The 19,863-nt window shown below is 68.8% G+C and carries 21 protein-coding genes, 1 other RNA gene and 1 riboswitch; of the genes, 11 read left to right on the top strand and 11 right to left on the bottom strand.

The window, feature by feature from the left end; genetic code table 11:
- Positions 1–100: 100 nt before the first annotated feature.
- Genes R9B84_RS12905 through R9B84_RS12895 form a run of 3 tightly spaced genes read left to right on the top strand, consistent with a single transcriptional unit; the run spans position 101 to position 2,826 of the window.
- Positions 101–1,612, top strand: a complete 1,512-nt coding sequence (locus tag R9B84_RS12905; protein ID WP_423758235.1) for a leucyl aminopeptidase — start codon at positions 101–103, stop codon at positions 1,610–1,612.
- Positions 1,613–1,646: 34 nt separating this feature from the next.
- Positions 1,647–2,063, top strand: a complete 417-nt coding sequence (locus R9B84_RS12900) for a DNA polymerase III subunit chi (RefSeq protein WP_047898787.1) — start codon at positions 1,647–1,649, stop codon at positions 2,061–2,063.
- A 25-nt stretch (positions 2,064–2,088) separates the two neighbouring features.
- Positions 2,089–2,826: a DUF2486 family protein gene (locus tag R9B84_RS12895; RefSeq protein WP_423758234.1), complete on the top strand. Its 738-nt coding sequence runs from the start codon at positions 2,089–2,091 to the stop codon at positions 2,824–2,826.
- Between the two features lie 144 nt (positions 2,827–2,970).
- Here the strand turns inward: R9B84_RS12895 and R9B84_RS12890 are convergent, their stop codons facing one another.
- Both R9B84_RS12890 and ilvD read right to left on the bottom strand, forming a co-directional pair.
- Positions 2,971–3,297: a c-type cytochrome gene (locus R9B84_RS12890; protein WP_423758233.1), complete on the bottom strand. Its 327-nt coding sequence runs from the start codon at positions 3,295–3,297 to the stop codon at positions 2,971–2,973.
- Between the two features lie 127 nt (positions 3,298–3,424).
- Positions 3,425–5,098 carry a dihydroxy-acid dehydratase gene (gene ilvD, locus R9B84_RS12885; RefSeq protein WP_338638435.1) on the bottom strand — a complete coding sequence of 558 codons (1,674 nt, stop codon included), beginning with the start codon at positions 5,096–5,098 and terminating at the stop codon, positions 3,425–3,427.
- A 135-nt stretch (positions 5,099–5,233) separates the two neighbouring features.
- On the opposite strand from ilvD, the gene R9B84_RS12880 reads away from it, so the two are divergent.
- Both R9B84_RS12880 and lgt read left to right on the top strand, forming a co-directional pair.
- A complete protein-coding gene (locus tag R9B84_RS12880) occupies positions 5,234–6,148 on the top strand; it encodes a LysR substrate-binding domain-containing protein (RefSeq protein WP_423758232.1) in 915 nt (304 codons plus the stop codon).
- 89 nt (positions 6,149–6,237) lie between these two features.
- The gene (gene lgt / locus R9B84_RS12875) at positions 6,238–7,128 is read left to right on the top strand and encodes a prolipoprotein diacylglyceryl transferase (protein WP_423758231.1); all 891 of its coding nucleotides are present in this window, start codon (positions 6,238–6,240) and stop codon (positions 7,126–7,128) included.
- A 111-nt stretch (positions 7,129–7,239) separates the two neighbouring features.
- Here the strand turns inward: lgt and R9B84_RS12870 are convergent, their stop codons facing one another.
- The 5 genes from R9B84_RS12870 to R9B84_RS12850 all read right to left on the bottom strand — a co-directional run bounded on the left by R9B84_RS12870 (position 7,240) and on the right by R9B84_RS12850 (position 9,630).
- Positions 7,240–7,980, bottom strand: coding sequence for an SIMPL domain-containing protein (locus R9B84_RS12870; protein WP_423758230.1), 741 nt, complete (start codon positions 7,978–7,980; stop codon positions 7,240–7,242).
- Between the two features lie 192 nt (positions 7,981–8,172).
- On the bottom strand, positions 8,173–8,634 hold the full coding sequence (locus tag R9B84_RS12865; protein WP_423758229.1) for an EVE domain-containing protein: 462 nt from the start codon (positions 8,632–8,634) through the stop codon (positions 8,173–8,175).
- Positions 8,635–8,705: 71 nt separating this feature from the next.
- A non-coding RNA gene (ssrS, locus tag R9B84_RS12860) (6S RNA) lies at positions 8,706–8,887 on the bottom strand.
- 81 nt (positions 8,888–8,968) lie between these two features.
- A complete protein-coding gene (locus tag R9B84_RS12855) occupies positions 8,969–9,283 on the bottom strand; it encodes a cell division protein ZapA (protein WP_011352906.1) in 315 nt (104 codons plus the stop codon).
- The gene (locus tag R9B84_RS12850; RefSeq protein WP_006478092.1) at positions 9,280–9,630 is read right to left on the bottom strand and encodes an ATPase; all 351 of its coding nucleotides are present in this window, start codon (positions 9,628–9,630) and stop codon (positions 9,280–9,282) included. The genes R9B84_RS12855 and R9B84_RS12850 overlap by 4 nt, the downstream gene beginning before the upstream one ends.
- A 154-nt stretch (positions 9,631–9,784) precedes the next feature.
- Positions 9,785–10,038: riboswitch (cobalamin riboswitch) on the top strand.
- Positions 10,039–10,102: 64 nt separating this feature from the next.
- Here R9B84_RS12850 and R9B84_RS12845 point away from each other — a divergent pair.
- From R9B84_RS12845 to cobC, 6 genes are read left to right on the top strand one after another with little or no spacing between them, the layout of a single operon-like run.
- A complete protein-coding gene (locus R9B84_RS12845; RefSeq protein WP_423758228.1) occupies positions 10,103–12,019 on the top strand; it encodes a TonB-dependent receptor domain-containing protein in 1,917 nt (638 codons plus the stop codon).
- Positions 12,020–12,058: 39 nt separating this feature from the next.
- Positions 12,059–13,057, top strand: a complete 999-nt coding sequence (locus R9B84_RS12840; RefSeq protein ID WP_423758227.1) for a FecCD family ABC transporter permease — start codon at positions 12,059–12,061, stop codon at positions 13,055–13,057.
- On the top strand, positions 13,054–13,875 hold the full coding sequence (locus tag R9B84_RS12835) for an ABC transporter ATP-binding protein (RefSeq protein ID WP_423758226.1): 822 nt from the start codon (positions 13,054–13,056) through the stop codon (positions 13,873–13,875). Before R9B84_RS12840 ends, R9B84_RS12835 begins: the two co-directional genes overlap by 4 nt.
- 52 nt (positions 13,876–13,927) lie before the next feature.
- Complete coding sequence (gene cobT / locus R9B84_RS12830) at positions 13,928–14,983, top strand: nicotinate-nucleotide--dimethylbenzimidazole phosphoribosyltransferase (protein ID WP_423758225.1); 1,056 nt, start codon at positions 13,928–13,930, stop codon at positions 14,981–14,983.
- Positions 14,973–15,746 carry an adenosylcobinamide-GDP ribazoletransferase gene (locus R9B84_RS12825; RefSeq protein ID WP_423758224.1) on the top strand — a complete coding sequence of 258 codons (774 nt, stop codon included), beginning with the start codon at positions 14,973–14,975 and terminating at the stop codon, positions 15,744–15,746. The genes cobT and R9B84_RS12825 overlap by 11 nt, the downstream gene beginning before the upstream one ends.
- A complete protein-coding gene (cobC, locus tag R9B84_RS12820; RefSeq protein ID WP_423758223.1) occupies positions 15,731–16,315 on the top strand; it encodes an alpha-ribazole phosphatase in 585 nt (194 codons plus the stop codon). The genes R9B84_RS12825 and cobC overlap by 16 nt, the downstream gene beginning before the upstream one ends.
- Positions 16,316–16,419: 104 nt before the next feature.
- Here cobC and R9B84_RS12815 read toward each other — a convergent pair whose 3' ends face one another.
- From R9B84_RS12815 to cobU, 4 genes are read right to left on the bottom strand one after another with little or no spacing between them, the layout of a single operon-like run.
- Entirely contained in the window at positions 16,420–17,337 is a 918-nt protein-coding gene (locus R9B84_RS12815) for a cobalamin-binding protein (protein ID WP_423758222.1), read from the bottom strand.
- A complete protein-coding gene (cobD, locus tag R9B84_RS12810) occupies positions 17,334–18,353 on the bottom strand; it encodes a threonine-phosphate decarboxylase CobD (RefSeq protein WP_423758221.1) in 1,020 nt (339 codons plus the stop codon). Before cobD ends, R9B84_RS12815 begins: the two co-directional genes overlap by 4 nt.
- On the bottom strand, positions 18,346–19,290 hold the full coding sequence (cbiB, locus tag R9B84_RS12805) for an adenosylcobinamide-phosphate synthase CbiB (RefSeq protein WP_423758220.1): 945 nt from the start codon (positions 19,288–19,290) through the stop codon (positions 18,346–18,348). Before cbiB ends, cobD begins: the two co-directional genes overlap by 8 nt.
- On the bottom strand, positions 19,284–19,838 hold the full coding sequence (gene cobU / locus R9B84_RS12800) for a bifunctional adenosylcobinamide kinase/adenosylcobinamide-phosphate guanylyltransferase (RefSeq protein ID WP_423758219.1): 555 nt from the start codon (positions 19,836–19,838) through the stop codon (positions 19,284–19,286). Before cobU ends, cbiB begins: the two co-directional genes overlap by 7 nt.
- Positions 19,839–19,863 lie beyond the last annotated feature (25 nt).

Raw genomic sequence — 19,863 nt, 5'->3', positions numbered from 1 at the left:
GGCTGCGCACGCGTGGTGGAGCGCTCGCGCCGCCACGGGAAAAATAGCGGATAATTGCGGCTTTCATCCTTAGCCCAGATTTTATCCGAGGACAAGCGCGATGGACTTTAGCATAAAAGGCTGTGATTGGAGCAAAGGCGAGGCCAAGGGGTTCCTGACGGGGAAGTCCGACTGCATCGTGCTCGGCATCTTCGAGGCGCAGACGCTTTCGGGCGCGGCGCTCGACATCGACACGGCCACCAAGGGACTGATTTCGCGCGTGGTGAAAGCCGGCGACATGGACGGCAAGCGCGGCAAGACGCTGTTCCTGCACGAAGTATCGGGCATCGGCGCGTCGCGCGTGCTGCTCATCGGCCTCGGCAAGCAGGATGCTTTCAACCAGAAAGCCTATAACGACGCGGTCACGGCCGCCTGGCGCGCACTGCTGGCGACCAAGGTCGTCCAGGTCACGTTCACGCTCGCGCAACTGCCGGTCGACGAGCGCAGCTCCGACTGGGGCGTGCGCGCGGCAATCCTCGCGCTGCGCAACGAGACCTACCGCTTCACGCAGATGAAGAGCAAGCCGGAACCGGCGTCGCACACGCTCAAGCGCGTCGTGTTCAGCGTCGATCCGTCGGATGAAAAGGCCGCGAAGGTCGCAGTCAAGCAGGCCGTCGCGCTCGCGAACGGGATGGATCTCACCCGCGACCTCGGCAACCTGCCCGGCAACGTCTGCACGCCGACCTATCTCGGCAACACCGCGAAGAAGATCGCGAAGGATTGGGGCCTGAAGGTGGAAGTCCTTGGGCTCAAGCAGATCCAGGCGCTGAAGATGGGCTCGTTCCTGTCGGTCGCGCGCGCGTCGATCGAGCCGCCGCAGTTCATCGTGCTGCACTACCAGGGCGCCGCCGCGAAGGCCGCGCCGGTCGTGCTGGTCGGCAAGGGCATCACGTTCGACACGGGCGGCATCTCGCTGAAGCCGGGCGAGGGCATGGACGAGATGAAGTACGACATGTGCGGCGCCGGCTCCGTGCTCGGCACGATCCGCGCGGTCGCCGAGATGGGCCTGAAGATCAACGTCGTCGCGATCGTGCCGACCTGCGAGAACATGCCGGGCGGCAACGCGACGAAGCCGGGCGACGTCGTCACCAGCATGAAGGGCCTGACGATCGAGGTGCTGAACACCGACGCCGAAGGCCGCCTGATCCTGTGCGACGCGCTGACCTATGCGGAGCGCTTCAAGCCGGCCGCGGTGATCGACGTCGCGACGCTGACGGGCGCGTGCGTGATCGCGCTCGGGGGCCACAACAGCGGCCTGTTCTCGAAGGACGACGCGCTCGCGGGCGAACTGCTCGACGCGTCGCGCGAGGCGAACGACCCGGCGTGGCGCATGCCGCTCGACGACGAGTACCAGGACCAACTGAAGTCGAACTTCGCGGACATCGCGAACATCGGCGGGCGCCCGGCCGGCGCCGTGACGGCCGCGTGCTTCCTGTCGCGCTTCACCGACAGCTATCCGTGGGCCCACCTCGACATCGCAGGCACCGCATGGAAGGGCGGTGCCGCGAAGGGCGCGACGGGCCGTCCGGTGCCGTTGCTCGCGCAGTTCCTGATCGACCGCGCCGGCCAGTGATGGCGGTGCTGACGACGATGCGGGTGAGCGGGCAATGACGCGAATCGACTTCCATTCGAACGTCGGCGATTCGCTCGCGTACGCGTGCCGGCTGCTGCGCAAGGCCTACCAGGCCGGGCAGCCGGTCGTCGTGCTCGCCGAGCCCGCGCGCCTGCGCGCGCTCGACGAGCGGCTCTGGACGTTCTCGCCGCTCGATTTCATTCCGCATTGCGGCGTCGACAGCGAGCACGCAGCCGGCACGCCGATCGTGCTGGCCGCCGATCTCGACCAGGCGCCGCATCATCACGTGCTGCTGAACCTCGGCGCAACCGTGCCCGCGCAGTTCGCCCGCTTCGAGCGCCTGCTCGAAGTGGTCGGCAATGCGCCGGACGAGCTGGCCGCGGGCCGCGACCGCTACCGCTTCTACCGCGATCGCGGATACGCGCTGAACAACTACAAGCAGGGCAGCTAGCCGCAACCGTCGACGGAGTGTTCCCGTGACACAAGCCGATTCATCCACGATCCCGACGCTGACCGACGTGCTGGTGCCGGGCAAGCCGGTGCCGGCGAGCTCGCCCGCGCCCGACGCGCCGCAGGCGCACGCCGGCGCGGCGATTCCCGTGCTGACCGACGTGATCGCGCCGGTCGACGCCACGAAAACCGAGGCCGACCCCGAATTCGTCGTGATCGAACCCGTGCCGACGCTGCACGTGCCGGCGGTCGAGCTGCCGGGCGACGTCGCGACGGCTGCTGCGGCGGCGATGGGCGAGACCGATGCGCCGGCCGAACCCGGTGCTGCGGAGCATGTGGTCGCCGAGGACGCAGCGGCGATGAATGCGCCGCTCCTGTCGTCGCTGGGCGACGACGATATGTCGCATGCGTTCGCCGCGGTGGCACGTGATGCGGTCGGGCACGCATCTGAAGCGGTCATGCCGGAGGCAGTCGTATCGGCCGCGGCGCCGCAGCCGGATGTGCAGGCAGCCGTCGGGCTGACGCCGGAAGATGCGCAGCATATCGCCGAGCGCCTGCGCAATCGGCTGACGAGCTATCTGACCGGAGCAGGGCGCGAGGCCATCGAGGCCCGCTGCCGCGACGCGCTGCATGAGCATTCGGCCTGGCTGGTCGGCCAGGTCACGCGCGAGGTGGCGCTGACGCTGGAAACCGAGGTCATGGACTGGGTCCGCGACGCGGTCGACGAAGAGATCGCGCGGCGCCGCGCCGGTCATTCGAGCTGAACGTCCGGCCGTTTCGGCGACAGAAAAGAGGGTGCGGTTCCAGTAAGTGCCGGCAAAGCTGCCGGCGAGGGGCCGGTCAGCCGGTGCAAGCCCGCCTGTCGGCGGCGCCCGGCACAACGGTGTGCCCCGTCCGGGGCATCCGGTTCAACGCAGCGACAGCACCCATTGCGCGAGCGCATGGGCTTCGCCGCTCGTCAGTTGCGTATTGGCGGGCATCGGCACACTGCCCCACACGCCGACGCTCCCTTTCACGATCGATTGGGCAAGGTAATCGGCGGCGTCGCCGCGCGCCGCATACTTGCCGGCGATGTCGCGGAACGACGGGCCCATCAACGGCTTGCTGATCGCGTGGCAGGCCATGCAGTTCTTGCGCTGTGCAAGCGCGAGCCCGTCCGCCTGTTCGGCACGCGCCGCCGCTGAGCCGCCGGTCAGCAGCGTCACGAGCAGGGTGCGCAATATCGTCTGTTTCATGCGGTTCTCCGCCGGCGGGGACGGCCGGCTTCATCGTCCGCGCATTATAAAAGCAAAGGGAACGCACGTTTTGCGCGTTCCCCCAGCGGCCCTTTCCATTGGGGGCGCATGTTGCGGCGAACTCGCGTCAACCCGTGACGGCGCCCTTGTTCGCCGGCCGCGCGAGGGCCGCGAATTTCGCAAGCACGCCGCGTGTATAGCGCGGCGCCGGCTGTTTCCACGCGGCGCGACGGCGTGCGAGTTCGGCATCGTCGACGTTCAACTGCAGCAGCAGCCGGTGCGCGTCGATCGTGATCGAGTCGCCTTCCTGCACGAGCGCGATCGTGCCGCCGACGAACGCTTCGGGCGCGACGTGGCCGACCACCATGCCCCACGTGCCGCCCGAGAAGCGGCCGTCCGTGATGAAGCCGACCGATTCGCCGAGCCCCTTGCCGATGATCGCGGACGTCGGCGCGAGCATTTCCGGCATGCCGGGGCCGCCCTGCGGGCCCAGGTAGCGCAGCACGAGGATGTCGCCTGCGCGGATCCGGTCGCCGAGGATCGCATCCATCGCGCTCTGCTCGTCGTCGAACACGCGGGCGGGGCCCGTGATCACCGGGTTCTTCAGGCCGGTGATCTTCGCGACCGCGCCGTCTTCCGCGAGATTGCCTTTCAGGATCGCAAGATGGCCTTCCTTGTACAGCGCGCGATCGATCGGGAAGATCACGTCCTGGTCCGCGCGCGGCACACTCGGCACGTCCTTCAGTTCGTCGGCGATCGTGCGGCCGGTGATCGTCATGCAGTCGCCGTGCAGCAGCCCCGCATCGAGCAGGATCTTCAGCACCTGCGGAATCCCGCCGGCCCGGTGCAGGTCGGTCGCGACGTACCGGCCCGACGGCTTCAGGTCGCAGATCACGGGCACGCGCTTGCGGATGCGCTCGAAGTCGTCGATCGTCCAGTCGACCTCGGCCGCATGCGCGATCGCGAGATAGTGCAGCACCGCGTTGGTCGAACCGCCGGTCGCCATGATCACCGACACCGCGTTTTCGATCGACGCCTTCGTGATGATGTCGCGCGGCTTCAGGTCGCGCTTCACGGCCTCGACGAGCACGCGCGCCGATTCGGCGGCCGAATCGACCTTCTCCTGGTCGGGGTTCGCCATCGTCGACGAGTACAGCAGCGACATCCCGAGCGCCTCGAACGACGAACTCATCGTGTTCGCGGTGTACATGCCGCCGCACGAACCCGACGTCGGGCACGCGTTCTGCTCGACGCCTTCGAAATCCTCCTGCGACATCCGGCCCGCGGTGAATTCGCCGACGGCCTCGAACGACGACACGATCGTCAGGTCGCGGCCTTTCCAGTGGCCGGGGCGGATCGTGCCGCCGTACACGTAGATGCCCGGCACGTTCAGGCGCGCGAGCGCGATCATGCCGCCCGGCATGTTCTTGTCGCAGCCGCCGACGACGACCACGCCGTCCATCCATTGCCCCTGGACGCAGGTTTCGATGCAGTCGGCGATCACCTCGCGCGACACGAGCGAGTACTTCATACCTTCGGTGCCCATCGACATGCCGTCCGAAATCGTCGGCGTGCCGAAGATCTGCGGGTTCGCGCCGGATGCCTTCACGGCCTCGACGGCCGCGTCCGACAGGCGCTGCAGGCCGGAATTGCACGGCGTGATCGTCGAATGGCCGTTCGCGATGCCGACCATCGGCTTGTCGAAATCGTCCTTCTGGTAGCCGAGTGCGTAATACATCGAGCGATTCGGCGAACGGGCCACGCCTTGCGTGATGTGCTTCGAGCGACGGTTGTACGACATGGGGGACTCCATCGTTGTCTGGGCGACGCCCGCGAGCGGCGTGCCGGTTCGGATGAAACAAGAATGGAGTTTCCGGATTGGGATGTCCAATATATTATTTGTCGCTTATTAAGTCGTTTTACGAATGAGTGACATATGGCCGATCCGACGCCCGACCTGCGCCAGTGGCGCTATTTCATGACCGTTGCCGACGAGCGCCATTTCGGCCGCGCGGCCGAGCGCCTGGCGATGACGCAACCACCGCTGTCGCAGGCGATCCGGGCGCTCGAGGACGCGCTCGGCGTCGCGCTGTTCGTCCGCACGAAGCGGTCGGTGGCGCCGACGGCGGTCGGCGCGGCGCTGCTGCCCGACGTGCGCCGGCTGCTGGCGTCGGCCGATGCGCTGCCGCCGCTCGCGCGGCGGCTCGCGCGCGGCGAGGCCGGCTCGCTGTCGCTCGCGTTCGTGTCGACTGCCGATTACGGGCTGCTGCCGTCGCTGTTGCGCGCGTTCGGCGCGCGCTATCCGCAGGTGCGCCTGCAACTCTCGGAGGCGACGAGCGACGTGCAGATCGACGAGCTCGTCGCCGGCCGCATCGACGCGGGGCTCGTCATTCCGCCGGTGCCGCCGCGTCACGCGGCCGGGCTGTCGTACCTGCCCGTCGTGCGCGAGCCGCTGGTGGTTGCGATGCCGGCGGCAGCGTCCGACGCGCCCGACGACGAACCCGTGCATCTCGCCGATGTCGCCGCATTGCCGCTCGTGATCTTTCCGCGTCGTTTGGCGCCCGGCTTTTATGACATCATTACGGGCTGCTACGGCGCGGCGGGGGAAACTCCGCGCATCGGCCAGGAGGCGATCCAGATGCAGACGATCGTCAGCCTCGTGTCGGCCGGCATGGGCGTCGCACTGGTGCCGCAATCGCTGCGTAACCTGCGGCGCACCGGCGTGGTCTACCGGCCGCTCGCCGGTCACGCGCCGGTCGTCGAGACAGGCCTCGTGTGGCGCACGGGCGACGTGAGTCCGGTGCTCGCCGGCTTCATCGACGTCGTGCGTGCGCAGGGCCTCGCCGCGTGACGTGAACGATGGTGCATCGGTGCCGTCCAATGCGCGGTGCTGCGCGTTCGCGATCGCCGTACCGCATTCGAAAACTTCTTCGCTAACCCATGATCATTCACCCGAATTTCGACCCCGTTGCGATCCATCTCGGGCCGCTGGCCGTGCGCTGGTACGGCCTCATGTATCTCGTCGGCTTCATCGCGGCGATCGTCGTCGGCCGGATCCGCCTGAAGCTGCCGCACGTCGCGGCACAGGGCTGGACCGCGAAGGACATCGACGACATGATGTTCTACGGCGTGCTCGGCACCGTGCTCGGCGGCCGGCTCGGCTATGTGCTGTTCTACAAGGCCGATTTCTACTTCTCGCATCCGCTCGACGTGTTCAAGGTGTGGGAAGGCGGCATGTCGTTTCACGGCGGCTTCCTCGGCGTGACGCTCGCGATGATGCTGTTCGCGTGGCAGCGCAAGCGCAACTGGCTGCAGGTCACCGATTTCGTCGCGCCGATGGTGCCGACGGGGCTCGCGGCCGGGCGGCTCGGCAACTTCATCAACGGCGAGCTGTGGGGCCGCGTGACCGACCCGACGGCGCCGTGGGCGATGCTGTTCCCGGGCGCGATGCGCGACGATGCGGCATGGCTGCCGAAACATCCGGCGCTCGTCGAGAAGTGGCATCTCGCCGACGTGTTCATGCAGTACCAGATGTTGCCGCGCCATCCTTCGCAGCTCTATGAAATCGCGCTCGAAGGCATCGCGCTGTTTTTCGCGCTGTTCTTCTTCTCGCGCAAGTCGCGGCCGATGGGCGCCGTGTCCGCGCTGTTCCTGATCGGCTACGGCCTCGCGCGCTTCACGGTCGAGTTCGCACGCGAGCCCGACGACTTCCTCGGCCTGCTTGCGCTCGGCCTGTCGATGGGGCAGTGGCTGTCGTTGCCGATGATCATCGCGGGCATCGCGCTGATGGTCTGGGCGTATCGCCGTCGCGCGGCGAATGCGGCTGCGTGATGCAATACCGATGCGCGCGCAACTGGCGCGTGCATCGGCAACACGCATGCAAATAAAAAACGCCGGCCTTCGGGCCGGCGTTTCGCGTTTCTGACAGCCGCGCGTTGCGCGTTACTTCATCTGCACCGAGCCGTTGACGGTGACCGACACGGTCGCCTTGCCGCCTTCGACCGCGATCGGTGCGCTCATCTTCGCGCTGTCCATCGGCGCCGCGGCCATCGCCATCATGCGCGGGTACGGCTGCACGTTGCGGCCGCTGCCGACGTTGACATCGCGGATCGTATAGCTGCTGTAGCCGAACGCCTTCGCGGCTTCGTCCGCGCGGGCGCGGAACGACTTGATCGCGTCGGTTGTGAGCTTCTGCTCGGCCGTGCGCTGCGCTTCAGGCGACAGCGAGAACTCGACGTTCGCGACCTGCATCAGGTTCGACAGCTGGCCTGCAAGCTTCGACGCCGCGGCGAAATCGCGCGATTCGAGCGCGACCTCGGTACGGCCGCGCCATGCGGAGATCTTCCCGTCGCGATCGGTGCTCGGATACACGGAGAATGCGCCCGTGTGTGCGGAGACGCCCGAGACGCCCTTCGCCTGCGACAGCGCGGCATCGGCGCGCTGGTTCAGTGCGGACGTGAGGCTGCCCGGATCCTTGGCCTGCTGTTCGTAGAACAGCGTGATGTGGATGATGTCCTGCGGCACGTCGGCGCTGGCCTGCGACGAAAGCGACAGCACGCCCGCCGGTTCCGGAAAGTGCGGATTCGCGGTCTGCGCGTGTGCGGCGGGCGACGCGAGCGTCAGCGCGACGGGAACGGCGGCGGCGAGGGCGAGCGACAGCGCGAGTGCGGATTTCTTGGTCATTGTTGGGCTCCTTGTGCGAGGGCGCGCACGCGGATCACGCGTGCACGACGCGGGCGTACCGCGCAACGAAAAAAAACAGCCGGCCCGATAGGCCGACAGCGGTTGCTTAGGCTGCGCGAAAGACCCGCGAGTTCCGTGGCGGCCGCGCGTGCTGACGAGATTTGACCTTTGGCGCGCGCCTGCTGCGTGCGCCTACTTCATCAGCTTTTCGGTGATGAACCGCCATTCGGCGCGCGTGACTGGCGTGATCGACAGCCGGTTGCCGCGTGCGAGCACGCGCATGTCGGTGAGTTCGTCGTGTTCGCGCAGTGCGGCGAGCGGCACGAGCGGCGCCTTTTTCACATAGCGCACGTCGACGAGCAGCCAGCGCGGCGCGTCCTGCGTCGACTTCGGGTCGTAATAAGGGCTTTTCGGATCGAACTGCGTGGGATCGGGGTAGGGCGTCGACGACACTTCGGCGAGGCCTGCGATGCCCGGCTCGGGGCAGCTCGAGTGGTAGAACAGCACGCCATCGCCGATCTTCATCGTGTCGCGCATGAAATTGCGCGCCTGATAGTTGCGCACGCCGGTCCACGGCAGCGAGCGCTGCGGTGCGTTGGCGAGATCGTCGATGCTTGCTTCGTCCGGTTCGGACTTCATCAGCCAGTATTGCATGGATCGTGATCGACGCAGAAAGAGGCTGCTACAAAAGAAAACGGCACCGGGCTTTGCCCGATGCCGTTGGATAGGTCCCCGCCTTGGCCGCTAGGCCGGCATCCTGAACCTGAGGTTCAGAATTGGTCGCAGTTAGCAGCACTTCGGGTACATCAGACAGAGTGACGCGCGCGCCCGTGCTACAAATTTCCGCAACCGTGCACATGGCATTGGTTCAAGGAATATATGACCTTGGCGAACCAGGCAGGGAAGCTGACTGAACTGTGTTTCGATGCGCCAATTTGACCACCGTTGATCGCCGAGATCAAGGAGAATCGACGCATCGATTAAAACGTTACTGCGTCTCGTGCTGTGCGAGCACCGCGCCGAGCTGTTCGTTCATCTGGTGCATTGTACGACGGATTTCCTCCGCCGGAAATGCTTCACCGTGCCGCACGCTCGTTTGCAGCCGCAGCAATTCCGATGCGAGCGACAACGCCGCCATCACCGCGATGCGATCGGTGCCGCGTACCGAGCTGTTCGAGCGGATTTTCGACATTTCGGCGTCGACGCGCGCGACCGCCTCGAGCAGCGCCGCTTCGGTCTCGGCCGAACAGGCGAGACGATAGGCCTGACCGAGAATCGAGACTTCGATCTGCTTGGTGCTCATGCATGTTCTCCGTGGCTGGCCGCGTCATCGCCATCCGTACGCGCCTGCGCATCCAGCAGGTCGAGCTGGTTGTCGGCTTGTTCCGCGCTTTTCGAGCGCGGCAGCTTTTCGAGAATCGCGTTCAGTTTCACCTGCGCGTCGTCGATCTTTGCCGACAGCGTGTCGCGCTCGGCTGCGAGCGCATTGCGTTCGTCGCGCAGTTGCGCGAGTTCCGCACGGACCGTGTCCGCTTCCGCGCGCAATTGCGCGACCTGCTCCTCGAGCGCGAGCCGTTCCGAGTGATAGCGCTTGTTCAGCGAAATCAGACGGCCAATATTTTGAGATAAAGTTTCGAGTTCGTTGAGCATTTGCTGCGTCCTCTAAAGACCCAGCATTTTAGCGCGGAATAACGCGCAATCCGACATCTGTAACGTTTCCAGTCGTAACACCCCCGCTTCTTGCCGCGAATAGGCGCGTCCCGTGCGTGCCCGGACGCTTCCTTGACGCTCGCGCGAGCGGCTCCTAAACTGGCGCCGCCTCGGTGCTCGCGCGTGGAACGCGCGGTTAAACGGGAAGCAGGGCGCGGGCTCCGCCAGGAGACCGCCAACCTGCGCTGCCCCCGCAACGGTAAGCGGCCGCGTCCAGTGACGCAGGCCGGCTCGGGCGCGTTCCGCGTGCAGGTTTCGCACGCGGGCGCGGGCCACTGCGCGTCATCGCGCGGGAAGGCGAGCCGGTACGCCGCCAGCCCGGATACCGGCCGAGGCGGGGAGCCCTCACGGGCTTCGTGACGCGTGGCCTGCGGGGAGGCGGGGCGCGCAGTGCTTCACGGGATTTATCTTCATGCTGACCCCAATCGTCCGCACGGCGCTCGGCGCGCTCTGCGGATTGCCGCTGGCCGCCGCCGCGCAGACCGCGGCGAATGCCGATTCCGCGGCGTCCGCCGTACCCGCGGCAACGTCCACAGTGCCCGCGGCCCAGCCGGCCGCTGCAACCATGCTCGAACCGGTCGTCGTCACGGCGCAGCGCGCGCCGCAGGCGCTGGCCGACACGATTCCGCAAACCACCGTATTCGACGCGCAGGATATCGCCGCGCACCCGGGCGCCGACCTGCCGACGCTGCTCGCGCTCGCGCCCGGCGCGCAGATCGTGCGCAACGGCGGCCCGGGCGCGAGCGCGACGATGTTCCTGCGCGGCGCGGAGTCGACGCAGTCGCTCGTGCTGATCGACGGTGTGCGGGTCGATTCCGCGAGTCTCGGTGCCGCGCAACTGAGCCAGTTGCCGCTCGACCAGATCGAGCGCGTCGAGATCGTCAACGGCAACGTGTCGTCGCTGTACGGCTCGGGCGCGATCGGCGGCGTCGTGCAGGTGTTCACGAAGGACGGCGGCAATCATCCGCCGCGCTTCAACTTCGCGGTCGGCGTCGGCAGCTACGGCACACAGACACAGCAGGTCGGCGTATCGGGCCGGCTCGACAGCGACGGGAAGACGACGTTCAGCGTGTCGATCGCACGCGACAAGGACAACGGTTTTTCCGCGCTCGACCCGGCGAAGAAGCCGAACGCGAATCCGAATGCGAACGGCTACCTGAACGAGAGCATCACCGCGGCGCTGCGCCACCGCTTCAACGACCGCTGGGATGCGGGCGTCAGCTACTTCCAGTCGAACGGCAACAACAGCTACGACAATGCGTGGGGCGTGCCGACCGACCTGAACAACCTCTATTCGCGCGTGCAGCAGGTGCGTGCGTTCGCGAACGGCAAGCTGACCGACTGGTGGACCGCTCACCTGAGCGTCTCGACCGGCAACGATCGCAGCCAGTCGGCGTTGAACGGCGTCTACACCGATCACTTCAATACCGACAACCGCCAGTACACGTGGCAAAACGACTTCCGCATCGCGCCAGAACACCTGATCCAGGCCGGCTACGAGCGGCTCGACCAGCAGTTCATGTCGAATGCGTATGCCGCGCCGCAGCGTCACGTGAATTCCGGCTGGATCGGTTACTCGGGGCGCTTCGGCCGCCAGCAGTTCCAGGCGAACCTGCGCCGCGACCAGTACTCGGACTTCGGCGGCGCCAATTCCTACTATCTCGGCTACGGCCTCGAACTGACCGATCGCTGGAAGGTGACCGCGAGCTATTCGGACGCGTTCCGCGCGCCGAGCTTCAACGACCTCTATTACCCGATGGCCGGCAACCCGTCGATCCAGCCGGAGCGCAGCCATTCGATCGAGGCCGCGCTGCAGTACGCGTCCGATGCAGTGGGCGTGATGCGGCTCACCGCGTTCCAGACGCGCTATGCAAACCTGATCAACTATCGGCCCGACGGGAGCGGTTTCTACTATATTGCGCAGAACGTCGGCAGCGCGAAGGTGCAGGGGCTCGAAGGGTCGTGGCAGGGGCATGTCGGCGCGACCGACGTACGGGTTGCCGCCACGTTGCAGAACCCGGTCAACGAAACGCAGAATCAGGATCTCGACCGCCGCGCGCGACGTTTCGCGTCGATGGCCGTGAACCGCGCGTTCGGCGCGTGGCGCGTCGGCGGCGAATGGCTCGTGAGCGGCGCGCGTAACGATTCGGGCGGCGGGCGGCTCGGCGGCTACGGGATCGTCAACCTGTCCGCGCGCTACAACATCACGAAGTCGTGGTACGTCAGCGCGCGCATCGACAACCTGCTCGACAAGGACTACGAGCTTGCATATGCCTACAACACGCCGAAGCGCGGTGCCTATGTCACGCTCGGCTGGCAGCAGCAGTAAGCGGATGCGCCGCGCGTCGTGCGCGGGGCCGTGCGCGGCATGAGCGCCGCGCGCGCCGCCGCGATCTGGGCCGCGCTGGCCGCTGCGGTCGCGTTGCTGTTCGTCGCGTCGCTGTCGATCGGCAGCGTGCCGATGTCGCCGTGGCAGGCGCTCGCGTCGCTCGTGCCGCATGGCGGCGACGCGCTGTTCGCCGACATCGTCCGCACGCTGCGCCTGCCGCGCGCGCTCGCGGGTTTCGCATGCGGTGCGCTGCTCGCGCTTGCCGGTGCGCTGCTGCAGGTGCTGCTGCGCAACCCGCTCGCGGAACCGTACGTGCTCGGCGTGTCCGGCGGCGCGGCCGGGTTCGCGCTCGTCGCGATGATCGCGGGCGGTGCGTGGTGGCTCGTCGATGCGTCGGCGTTCGCGGGCTCGCTCGTGTCGGTCGCGCTCGTGCTCGGCCTCGCGCGCCGCGAGCTGTGGCGCGGCGATTCGCGCGACGCGTCGCCGCGGCTGCTGCTCACCGGTGTCGTGATCGCGGCAGGGTGGGGCGCGCTCGTCACGCTGCTGCTGTCGCTCGCGCCCGATGCGCGGCTGCGCGGGATCATCTTCTGGCTGACGGGCGACCTGAACGGCGTGACCGCGCCGTGGTTCGCATGGGGTGCGCTGCTGTTGGCCGCATGTGTTGCGCTGCCGGCTGCGCCGCAATTGAACGTGCTGCTGCGCGGCGACACGACCGCGCTCGCGCTCGGCGTGCCCGTCGCGCGCCTGCGTGTGCGGATCTATCTCGTCGCGTCGCTGGCCGCCGCGGCCGCGGTGACGACGGCCGGCACGATCGGCTTCGTCGGCCTCGTCGTGCCGCACGCGCTGCGGCTCGCGTTCGGCAACGACCAGCGCATGCTGCTGCCGGCCGCGATGCTTGCGGGCGGCGGCGGCGTGATGGCGGCCGACCTGCTCGCGCGCACCGCGATCGCGCCCGCGCAACTGCCGGTCGGCGTGATGACCGCGTTGATCGGCGTGCCGGTGTTCCTGTGGATGTTGCTGAGGAGACCGATGCGATGACGGGCACTGCACAGCACGCCGCTGCCGCCGGCAACGACATGGCCTGCGTGACCGTCGACCTGACGCTGAAGGCCGGCGCGCGCACACTGCTCGACGGTCTCACGCAGGCCTTCCGTCCCGGCGAAATCTGGTGCGTCGCGGGGCCGAACGGTGCGGGCAAGACGACGCTGCTCGCGACGCTCGCGGGGCTGCAGCCGCCAGCCGGCGGGCGCGTCGAGATCGACGGCCGGCCGCTCGTCGCATGGAAGCCTGCGCAGCTCGCGCAGCGCCGTGCGCTGATGCCGCAGCAACTGCACGATGCATTCAGCGCGACCGTGTTCGACACGGTGCTGCTCAATCGCTTTCCGTATCTCGGCGGCTGGGGCTGGGAGCGCGACGGCGACCGCGCGGCCGCGCGTGATGCGCTCGCGACGTTCGACCTTGCCGCACTTGAGTCGCGCGACGTGCTGTCGCTGTCGGGCGGCGAGCGGCAGCGGGTCGCGCTGGCCGCGACGCTGTGCCAGGATGCGCCGCTGATGCTGCTCGACGAGCCGCTCGCGCATCTCGACCTGCATCACCAGATCGACTGCCTGACCGCGCTGGCCGCGTGGCTCGACGCGGGCCCGCGCACGGTGCTGTTCTCGTGCCACGACCTGAATCTCGCGCGGCGTTTCGCGACGCATGCGCTGTTGCTCGACGGCCGCGGTCATGCATGGGCCGGCCCCGTGCACGACGTGCTGACGCCCGAGCGCGCCAGCGACGCGTTCGGCTATCCGCTCGTGCTGATTCGCGAGCATGGCCGCGACGCGCTGCTGCCTGCGTGGCCCGAGCGACAATGACCTTTTCCTTTACGATGCGCGGCGCAGGCCGCGCCAACGACAGGGTTCTTCGATGACGACTCCGACCCAATTCCCGCCCGCGATCGCGCCGCTCGACGATGCGCTGCGCAAGCGCCTGCAGCATGTGATCGACCACAAGACCAAGCCGCCCGGCAGCCTCGGCCAGCTCGAGGCGATCGCGCTGCAGATCGGCCTGATCCAGCGCACCGAGCGGCCGGTCGTGCAGCGCCCCGTGATGATCGTGTTCGCAGGCGATCACGGGATCGCGGCCGAGGGCGTGAGTCCCTATCCGCAGGCGGTGACCGCGCAGATGGTCGCGAACTTCCTGGCCGGCGGCGCGGCGATCAACGCGTTCTCGGGCGTCGCGCAGAGCGCGCTCGAGATCGTCGATGCGGGCGTGGCGTCGCCGCTGCCGTTGTCCGACCGGCTGGTGTCGCTGCCGGTCGCGCGCGGCACGCGCAACTTCGCGGCGGAGCCGGCGATGACGCACGACGAGGCGATGACGGCGCTTGCGGCCGGTGCGGCACGCGTGCGCCTGCACGCATCCCTCGGCACGAACGTGATCGGCTTCGGCGAGATGGGGATCGCGAACACGTCGTCGGCCGCGTGCCTGATGAGCCGCCTGCTCGGCGTGCCGATCGACGCATGTGTCGGGCGCGGCACGGGCCTCGACGACCAGGGCCTCGCGCACAAGCGCGCGGTGCTCGGCCGCGCGCTCGTCAAGCACTCGCACGCGATCGCGCCGCTCGACGTGCTCGCGACGTTCGGCGGTTTCGAGATCGCGATGATGACGGGCGCGTATCTCGCGGCCGCGAGCGAGCGAATGACGATCCTCGTCGACGGTTTCATCGCGACGGCCGCGCTGCTCGTCGCCGAGCGCATCGTGCCCGGCGTGCGCGACTACTGCGTGTTTTCGCATACGTCGCACGAGGCCGGGCACCGGCGCATGCTCGAGCACTTCGGCGCGAAGCCGCTGCTCGCGCTCGACCTGCGGCTCGGCGAAGGTACGGGCGCGGCGCTCGCGCTGCCGCTCGTGCGCGCGGCGGCTGCGTTCCTCAGCGAGATGGCGAGCTTCGAGTCCGCTGGCGTCGACAATCGTGACGCCTGACCGCGCGTGCGTGCGTGCCGAACTGCGCTACTTCTTCGTCGCGCTCGGGTACTTCACGCGCGTGCCCGTGCCGCGCGCGATCGGCTACGCGGCCGGCGATCTCGACCAGGCCGCGCGCTATTTCCCGCTCGTCGGCGCATGCGTCGGCGCGTGGGGCGCGCTTGTCTATCTCGCCGCGCTGCGCGTGCTGCCCGCGTCGATCGCGGTCGGGCTGTCGATGGCCGCGACGCTGCTCGCGACCGGCGCCTTCCACGAGGATGGCCTGGCCGACAGTTGCGACGCGTTCGGCGGCGGCTATACGCGCGACGACGTGCTGCGCATCATGCACGACTCGCGGATCGGCACGTTCGGCGCGGTCGCGCTCGTGATCGCGCTCGGCCTGAAATGGCAGGCGCTCGCGGCGATGCCGCCGCTGCGCGCCGCATGGACGATGATCGCCGCGCATGCGGCGAGCCGCGCGGCGGCCGTCAGCCTGCTGATGTCGCTCGACTATGTGCGCCCCGAAGGCAAGGCGAAACCGGTCGCGCAACGGATGGGCGCGCGCGCGGCGTGCGTCGCGGCGGGTTTCGGATTGCCGTGGCTGTTCTGGCCGGATTGGCGCACGGGTGTCGCCGCAGGCGTCGCGCTCGTGCTGGTGCGCGCGTGGGCAGCCCGTTATTTCGTGAAGCGGATCGGCGGTTATACGGGCGACTGCCTCGGCTTCGCGCAGCAACTGAACGAACTGGCGATCTATCTCGTGGTGCTCGGATGGACGTCGTCCTGATCCGCCATCCGGCCGTTGCCGTCGAACCGGGCGTCTGCTACGGGCGCAGCGACGTGCCGCTCGCCGCGCCGGCCGATGCCGGCGCGCATGCCGTGCGCGCGCATCTGTCGGCTCTCGGTGCGCCGCGGCCCGAACGGATCTGGACGAGCCCGCTGACGCGATGCGCGTCGGTTGCCGAACGGCTCGCGCAGGCATTCGATGTGCCGCTGCAACGCGATGCCGGCTGGCAGGAAATGGATTTCGGCGCATGGGAAATGCAGCGCTGGGACGATATCGACCGTGCGGCGCTCGATGCGTGGGCGGCCGACCTGATGCATGCGTGCGCGCATGGCGGCGAAAGCGTCGAGCGGTTCGCCGCGCGGGTTGCACGGCGGGCCGATGCGGTTGTGCAGGTCAATCGGCCGCAGTGGGCGGTCACGCATGCGGGCGTGATCCGCGCGTTTGCGTCGCATGTGTTGCGTGTGCCGCTCGATACGCTGCTGTCGCGGCCGGTGCCGACAGCTGGTGTCGTCTGGCTGCGTGCGGACGATGCGGCGCGAACATGGGAAGTCATGCACTGGGATCAATAAGCTCGCCCGCGTCTGCATGTGAATGACACGACGCGCGGTCAAACCATCTCAAGCACCGGATGCATCACGGACAGGTGCGCGACACATGCGCGAGTCGCCGGAAATCAGCGCGCCGTCCGCCGCGCTCGTGCGGCATCGAGATCCTCGCACAGCGCGGCCGCGCCTTGCGCGATCCGCGGGGACGGCCGTGTCAGCAGGTCGCCGTCGATCGCGAACAGGTTGTTGCGCGCAACGGCCGTCAGCGCGGGCCACGCACGCCAGCGTGCCAGGCTCGGCAACGGTTCGTCCGAGCGCGTCGCGCCGGCGCTCGTCGTCACGATCGCTTCCGGATTCGCCGCGAGCACGGCCTCGTCGGTGACGGTCGGCGCGAGCGGCTTGAGCGATGCGAACACGTTGCGGCCGCCGCACAGCGCGATCACGTCGTTGATCAGGTGCGCGCCGTTGAGCGTCATCAGCGGGTGGTCCCAGACCTGGAAGAACATCGTGACGGGCGCGCGAGCGGCGTAACGTGCACGCAGCGTCGCGATATCGCGCGCAAAGGACGCCGCGGCCGCATCGGCTGCCGGCTGCGTGCCGAGCAGCGTGCCGAGCCGGCGCAGCGACGACGATACGTCGTCGAGATGTTTCGGTTCACTGAGGAACAGCGGGATGTGCAGTGCGCGCAACGCGTCGGTCTGCCGCTCGGCGTTACCGTGCCGCCAGACCACGATCAGGTCGGGCTTCAGCGCGGCGATCCGCTCGAGGTCGAGCGCCTTGTTGTCGCCGACGCGCGGCACCGCTTGCGCGGCCGGCGGGTAGTCGCTGTACGTGACGGTACCGACGAGCTTCGCGCCGCCGCCGGCCGCGTAGACCAGCTCGGTCGCGTGCGGCGCGAGGCTGATCACGCGCTGCGCGGGCGCAGGCAGCGTGACGGTATTGCCGGCGTCGTCACGCGTTGTGACATCCGCGTGGACGAGCGATGCATGAGCGAGCGCGACCAGGGTCGCGGCCGGCGCCAGCCGGCGGAACTTGCGCGCGGTCATGCGGATTCCTGTTGCAGCGTCGGCACGCAGTGCGCGAGCGCGTCGCCGAGGCGCTGCCATTCGGCTTCGCTGCCCGGCAGGCCGATGCGCACGCTCGACGGCTTCGCGAAGTGTCGCGTCCAGATGCCGCGTGCCGCAAGCGCCGCGTGCAGCGCCGCGGCGCGCGGGTCGTCGGTCCAGCTGAAGAGCGGTGTCGCGCGAACCGCGAAGCCGTGCGTGCGCAGCAGTGCGGCCAGCCGCTCGCCGTCGGTCGCGAGCCGATCGCGCGCGGCGGCCTGCCATGCGCGATCGGCGAACGCCGCGGCGACCGCGTGACGCGCGGGGCCGCCGACCGTCCATGCGCCGAGCATGTCGCGCAGCGCGACGAGCCGTTCGGGGCAGGCGAGCACGAAGCCCGCGCGGATGCCGGCGAGACCGAAGAACTTGCCGACCGAGCGCAGCACGACGAGCCCCGGGCGATCGACCTGCGGCGCGAGCGATTGCGTCGCGCCCGTATCGGCGAACGCTTCGTCGACGATCAGCGTGCCGCCGCGTGCCGACAACTGCGCATGCCAGCCGAGCAGGCGCTCGGCCGGTACGAATTCGGCGGTCGGATTGTTCGGATTCCCGACGATGATGTGACGCAGCGTCGCCGGCAGCGTATCCGTGCCGATGTCGAGCGGAACGACGCGGTGGCCGTGACGCGCGAACGCGGGTGCGTATTCGCCATAGGCGAGCGACGCGACGCCGGCGTCGCCGGTCGGCAGCAACGCAGGCAATGCGCGGATCGCGGCCTGGCTGCCGGCGACCGGCAGCACGTGCGCGGGATCGGGCGCGCGGTAGTACTGCGCGGCGCAGGCCGCGAGGCCGTCGCCGTCGTCGGGCAGGCGGCGCCACGCATCGGCCGGGACGGGCGGCACCGGATAGCCGACCGGATTGATGCCGGTCGACAGGTCGAGCCACGCGTCGTACGGAATGCCGTGGCGGCGTGCGGCTTCATGCAGGTTGCCGCCGTGCGCGATGCGTGTGTCAGACATGATGGGTGGCCATGACGAGTGCGCCACTCGCGACCAGCAGCGCGAGCCATAGCGCGAGCGTGCGTGTGACGAGCGACAGCGCGGCGACGATGTGGACGGCGGTCGCCGTTGCGCCGGTGCCGAGTGCCGGACGATCCTCGATCTCGCCGTGATAGACGGCCGGGCCGCCGAGCTGCACGTTCAGGCTGCCGGCGCCCGCGGCCATCACGGGGCCCGCGTTCGGGCTGTCCCAGTGGCGTGCCTGCGTGCGCCAGCAGCGCCATGCGGCGGCCGTATCGCCGAGCAGCGCGTAGCTCGCGGCCGTGAGGCGCGCGGGAATCCAGTTCAGCGCGTCGTCGAGCCGCGCGGCAGCCCAGCCGAAGGTCAGGAAGCGCGGCGTGCGGTAGCCCCACATCGCGTCGAGCGTGTTCGCGAGGCGGAACAGCAGTGCGCCGGGGCCGCCCGCGACGACGAACCAGAAGAGTGCGCCGAAGATCGCGTCGTTGCCGTTCTCGAGCGCCGATTCGACGGCCGCGCGCGACAACGCGCCTTCGTCGGCGTCGCTCGTATCGCGCGACACGATACGCGCGGTCAGCGTGCGCGCGGCGTCGAGGTCGCGCCGCAGCAGCGCCGCGGCGATCGGTGCGACATGGTCGGCGAGGCTTTTCGCACCGAGCGCGAACCACAGCAGCGCGACGTGCAGCGCGGCCGCGAGCGGCCACGGCAGCGCGGCTACGAGCCATGCGGCGACGGCCACCGGCGGCACGACGGCTGCGGCCCACGCGGCGACGCCGACCACGCGGCCGTGCCGGCCGGTGTTCAATGCGCCTTCGATGCGCGCGGCGAGCCGGCCGAACGCGACGAGCGGATGCCAGCCGGCAGGCTCGCCGATCGCACGGTCGACGATCGCGGCCGCGACCGCGAGCATCGCGACGACGGGCAGCGACAGCATCAGCATGACGGCGCTCCCGTCTTGAGGTCGAGCGGCAGCCCGGCGACGAGCAGCGTCACGCGCGTCGCGAGCGCGGCGACGCGCTGGTTCAGGCGCCCGAGTTCGTCGACGTAGCGGCGCGTGACCGACCCGAGCGGCACGACGCCGAGCCCGATCTCGTTGCTGACGACGATCACCTTCGCGCGCGCGCCGCGCAATGCGTGCTCGAGTCGCTCGACCTGCACCGCGTACTGCGCATCGTCGAGCGGTTTGCCGTCGGCCGGGCACAGCAGGTTCGTGAGCCACAGCGTCAGGCAGTCGACCAGCAGGCATGCGTGCGGATCGTCGAGCCGCGCGAGCGTGCCGGCGAGGTCGACGGGCGCATCGGCGAACCCCCATTCGGCCGGCCGGCGCGCGCGATGATGCGCGATGCGCTGCGCGAATTCGGCATCCGCGGCGATCGCGGTCGCGATGTAGGTGACGGGGCGGCCGCTGTCGGCCGCGAGCTGCTCGGCATGCGCGCTCTTGCCCGAGCGCGCGCCGCCGAGGACGAAGGTGAGGTCGTGCGGAATCATCGCGTGATTGTAACGGCGCGGGCGT

The sequence above is a fragment of the Burkholderia sp. NLJ2 genome, assembly GCF_049487195.1.
GTDB lineage: Bacteria > Pseudomonadota > Gammaproteobacteria > Burkholderiales > Burkholderiaceae > Burkholderia > Burkholderia pyrrocinia.
This window is presented reverse-complemented; position numbering and strand designations above follow the sequence as displayed.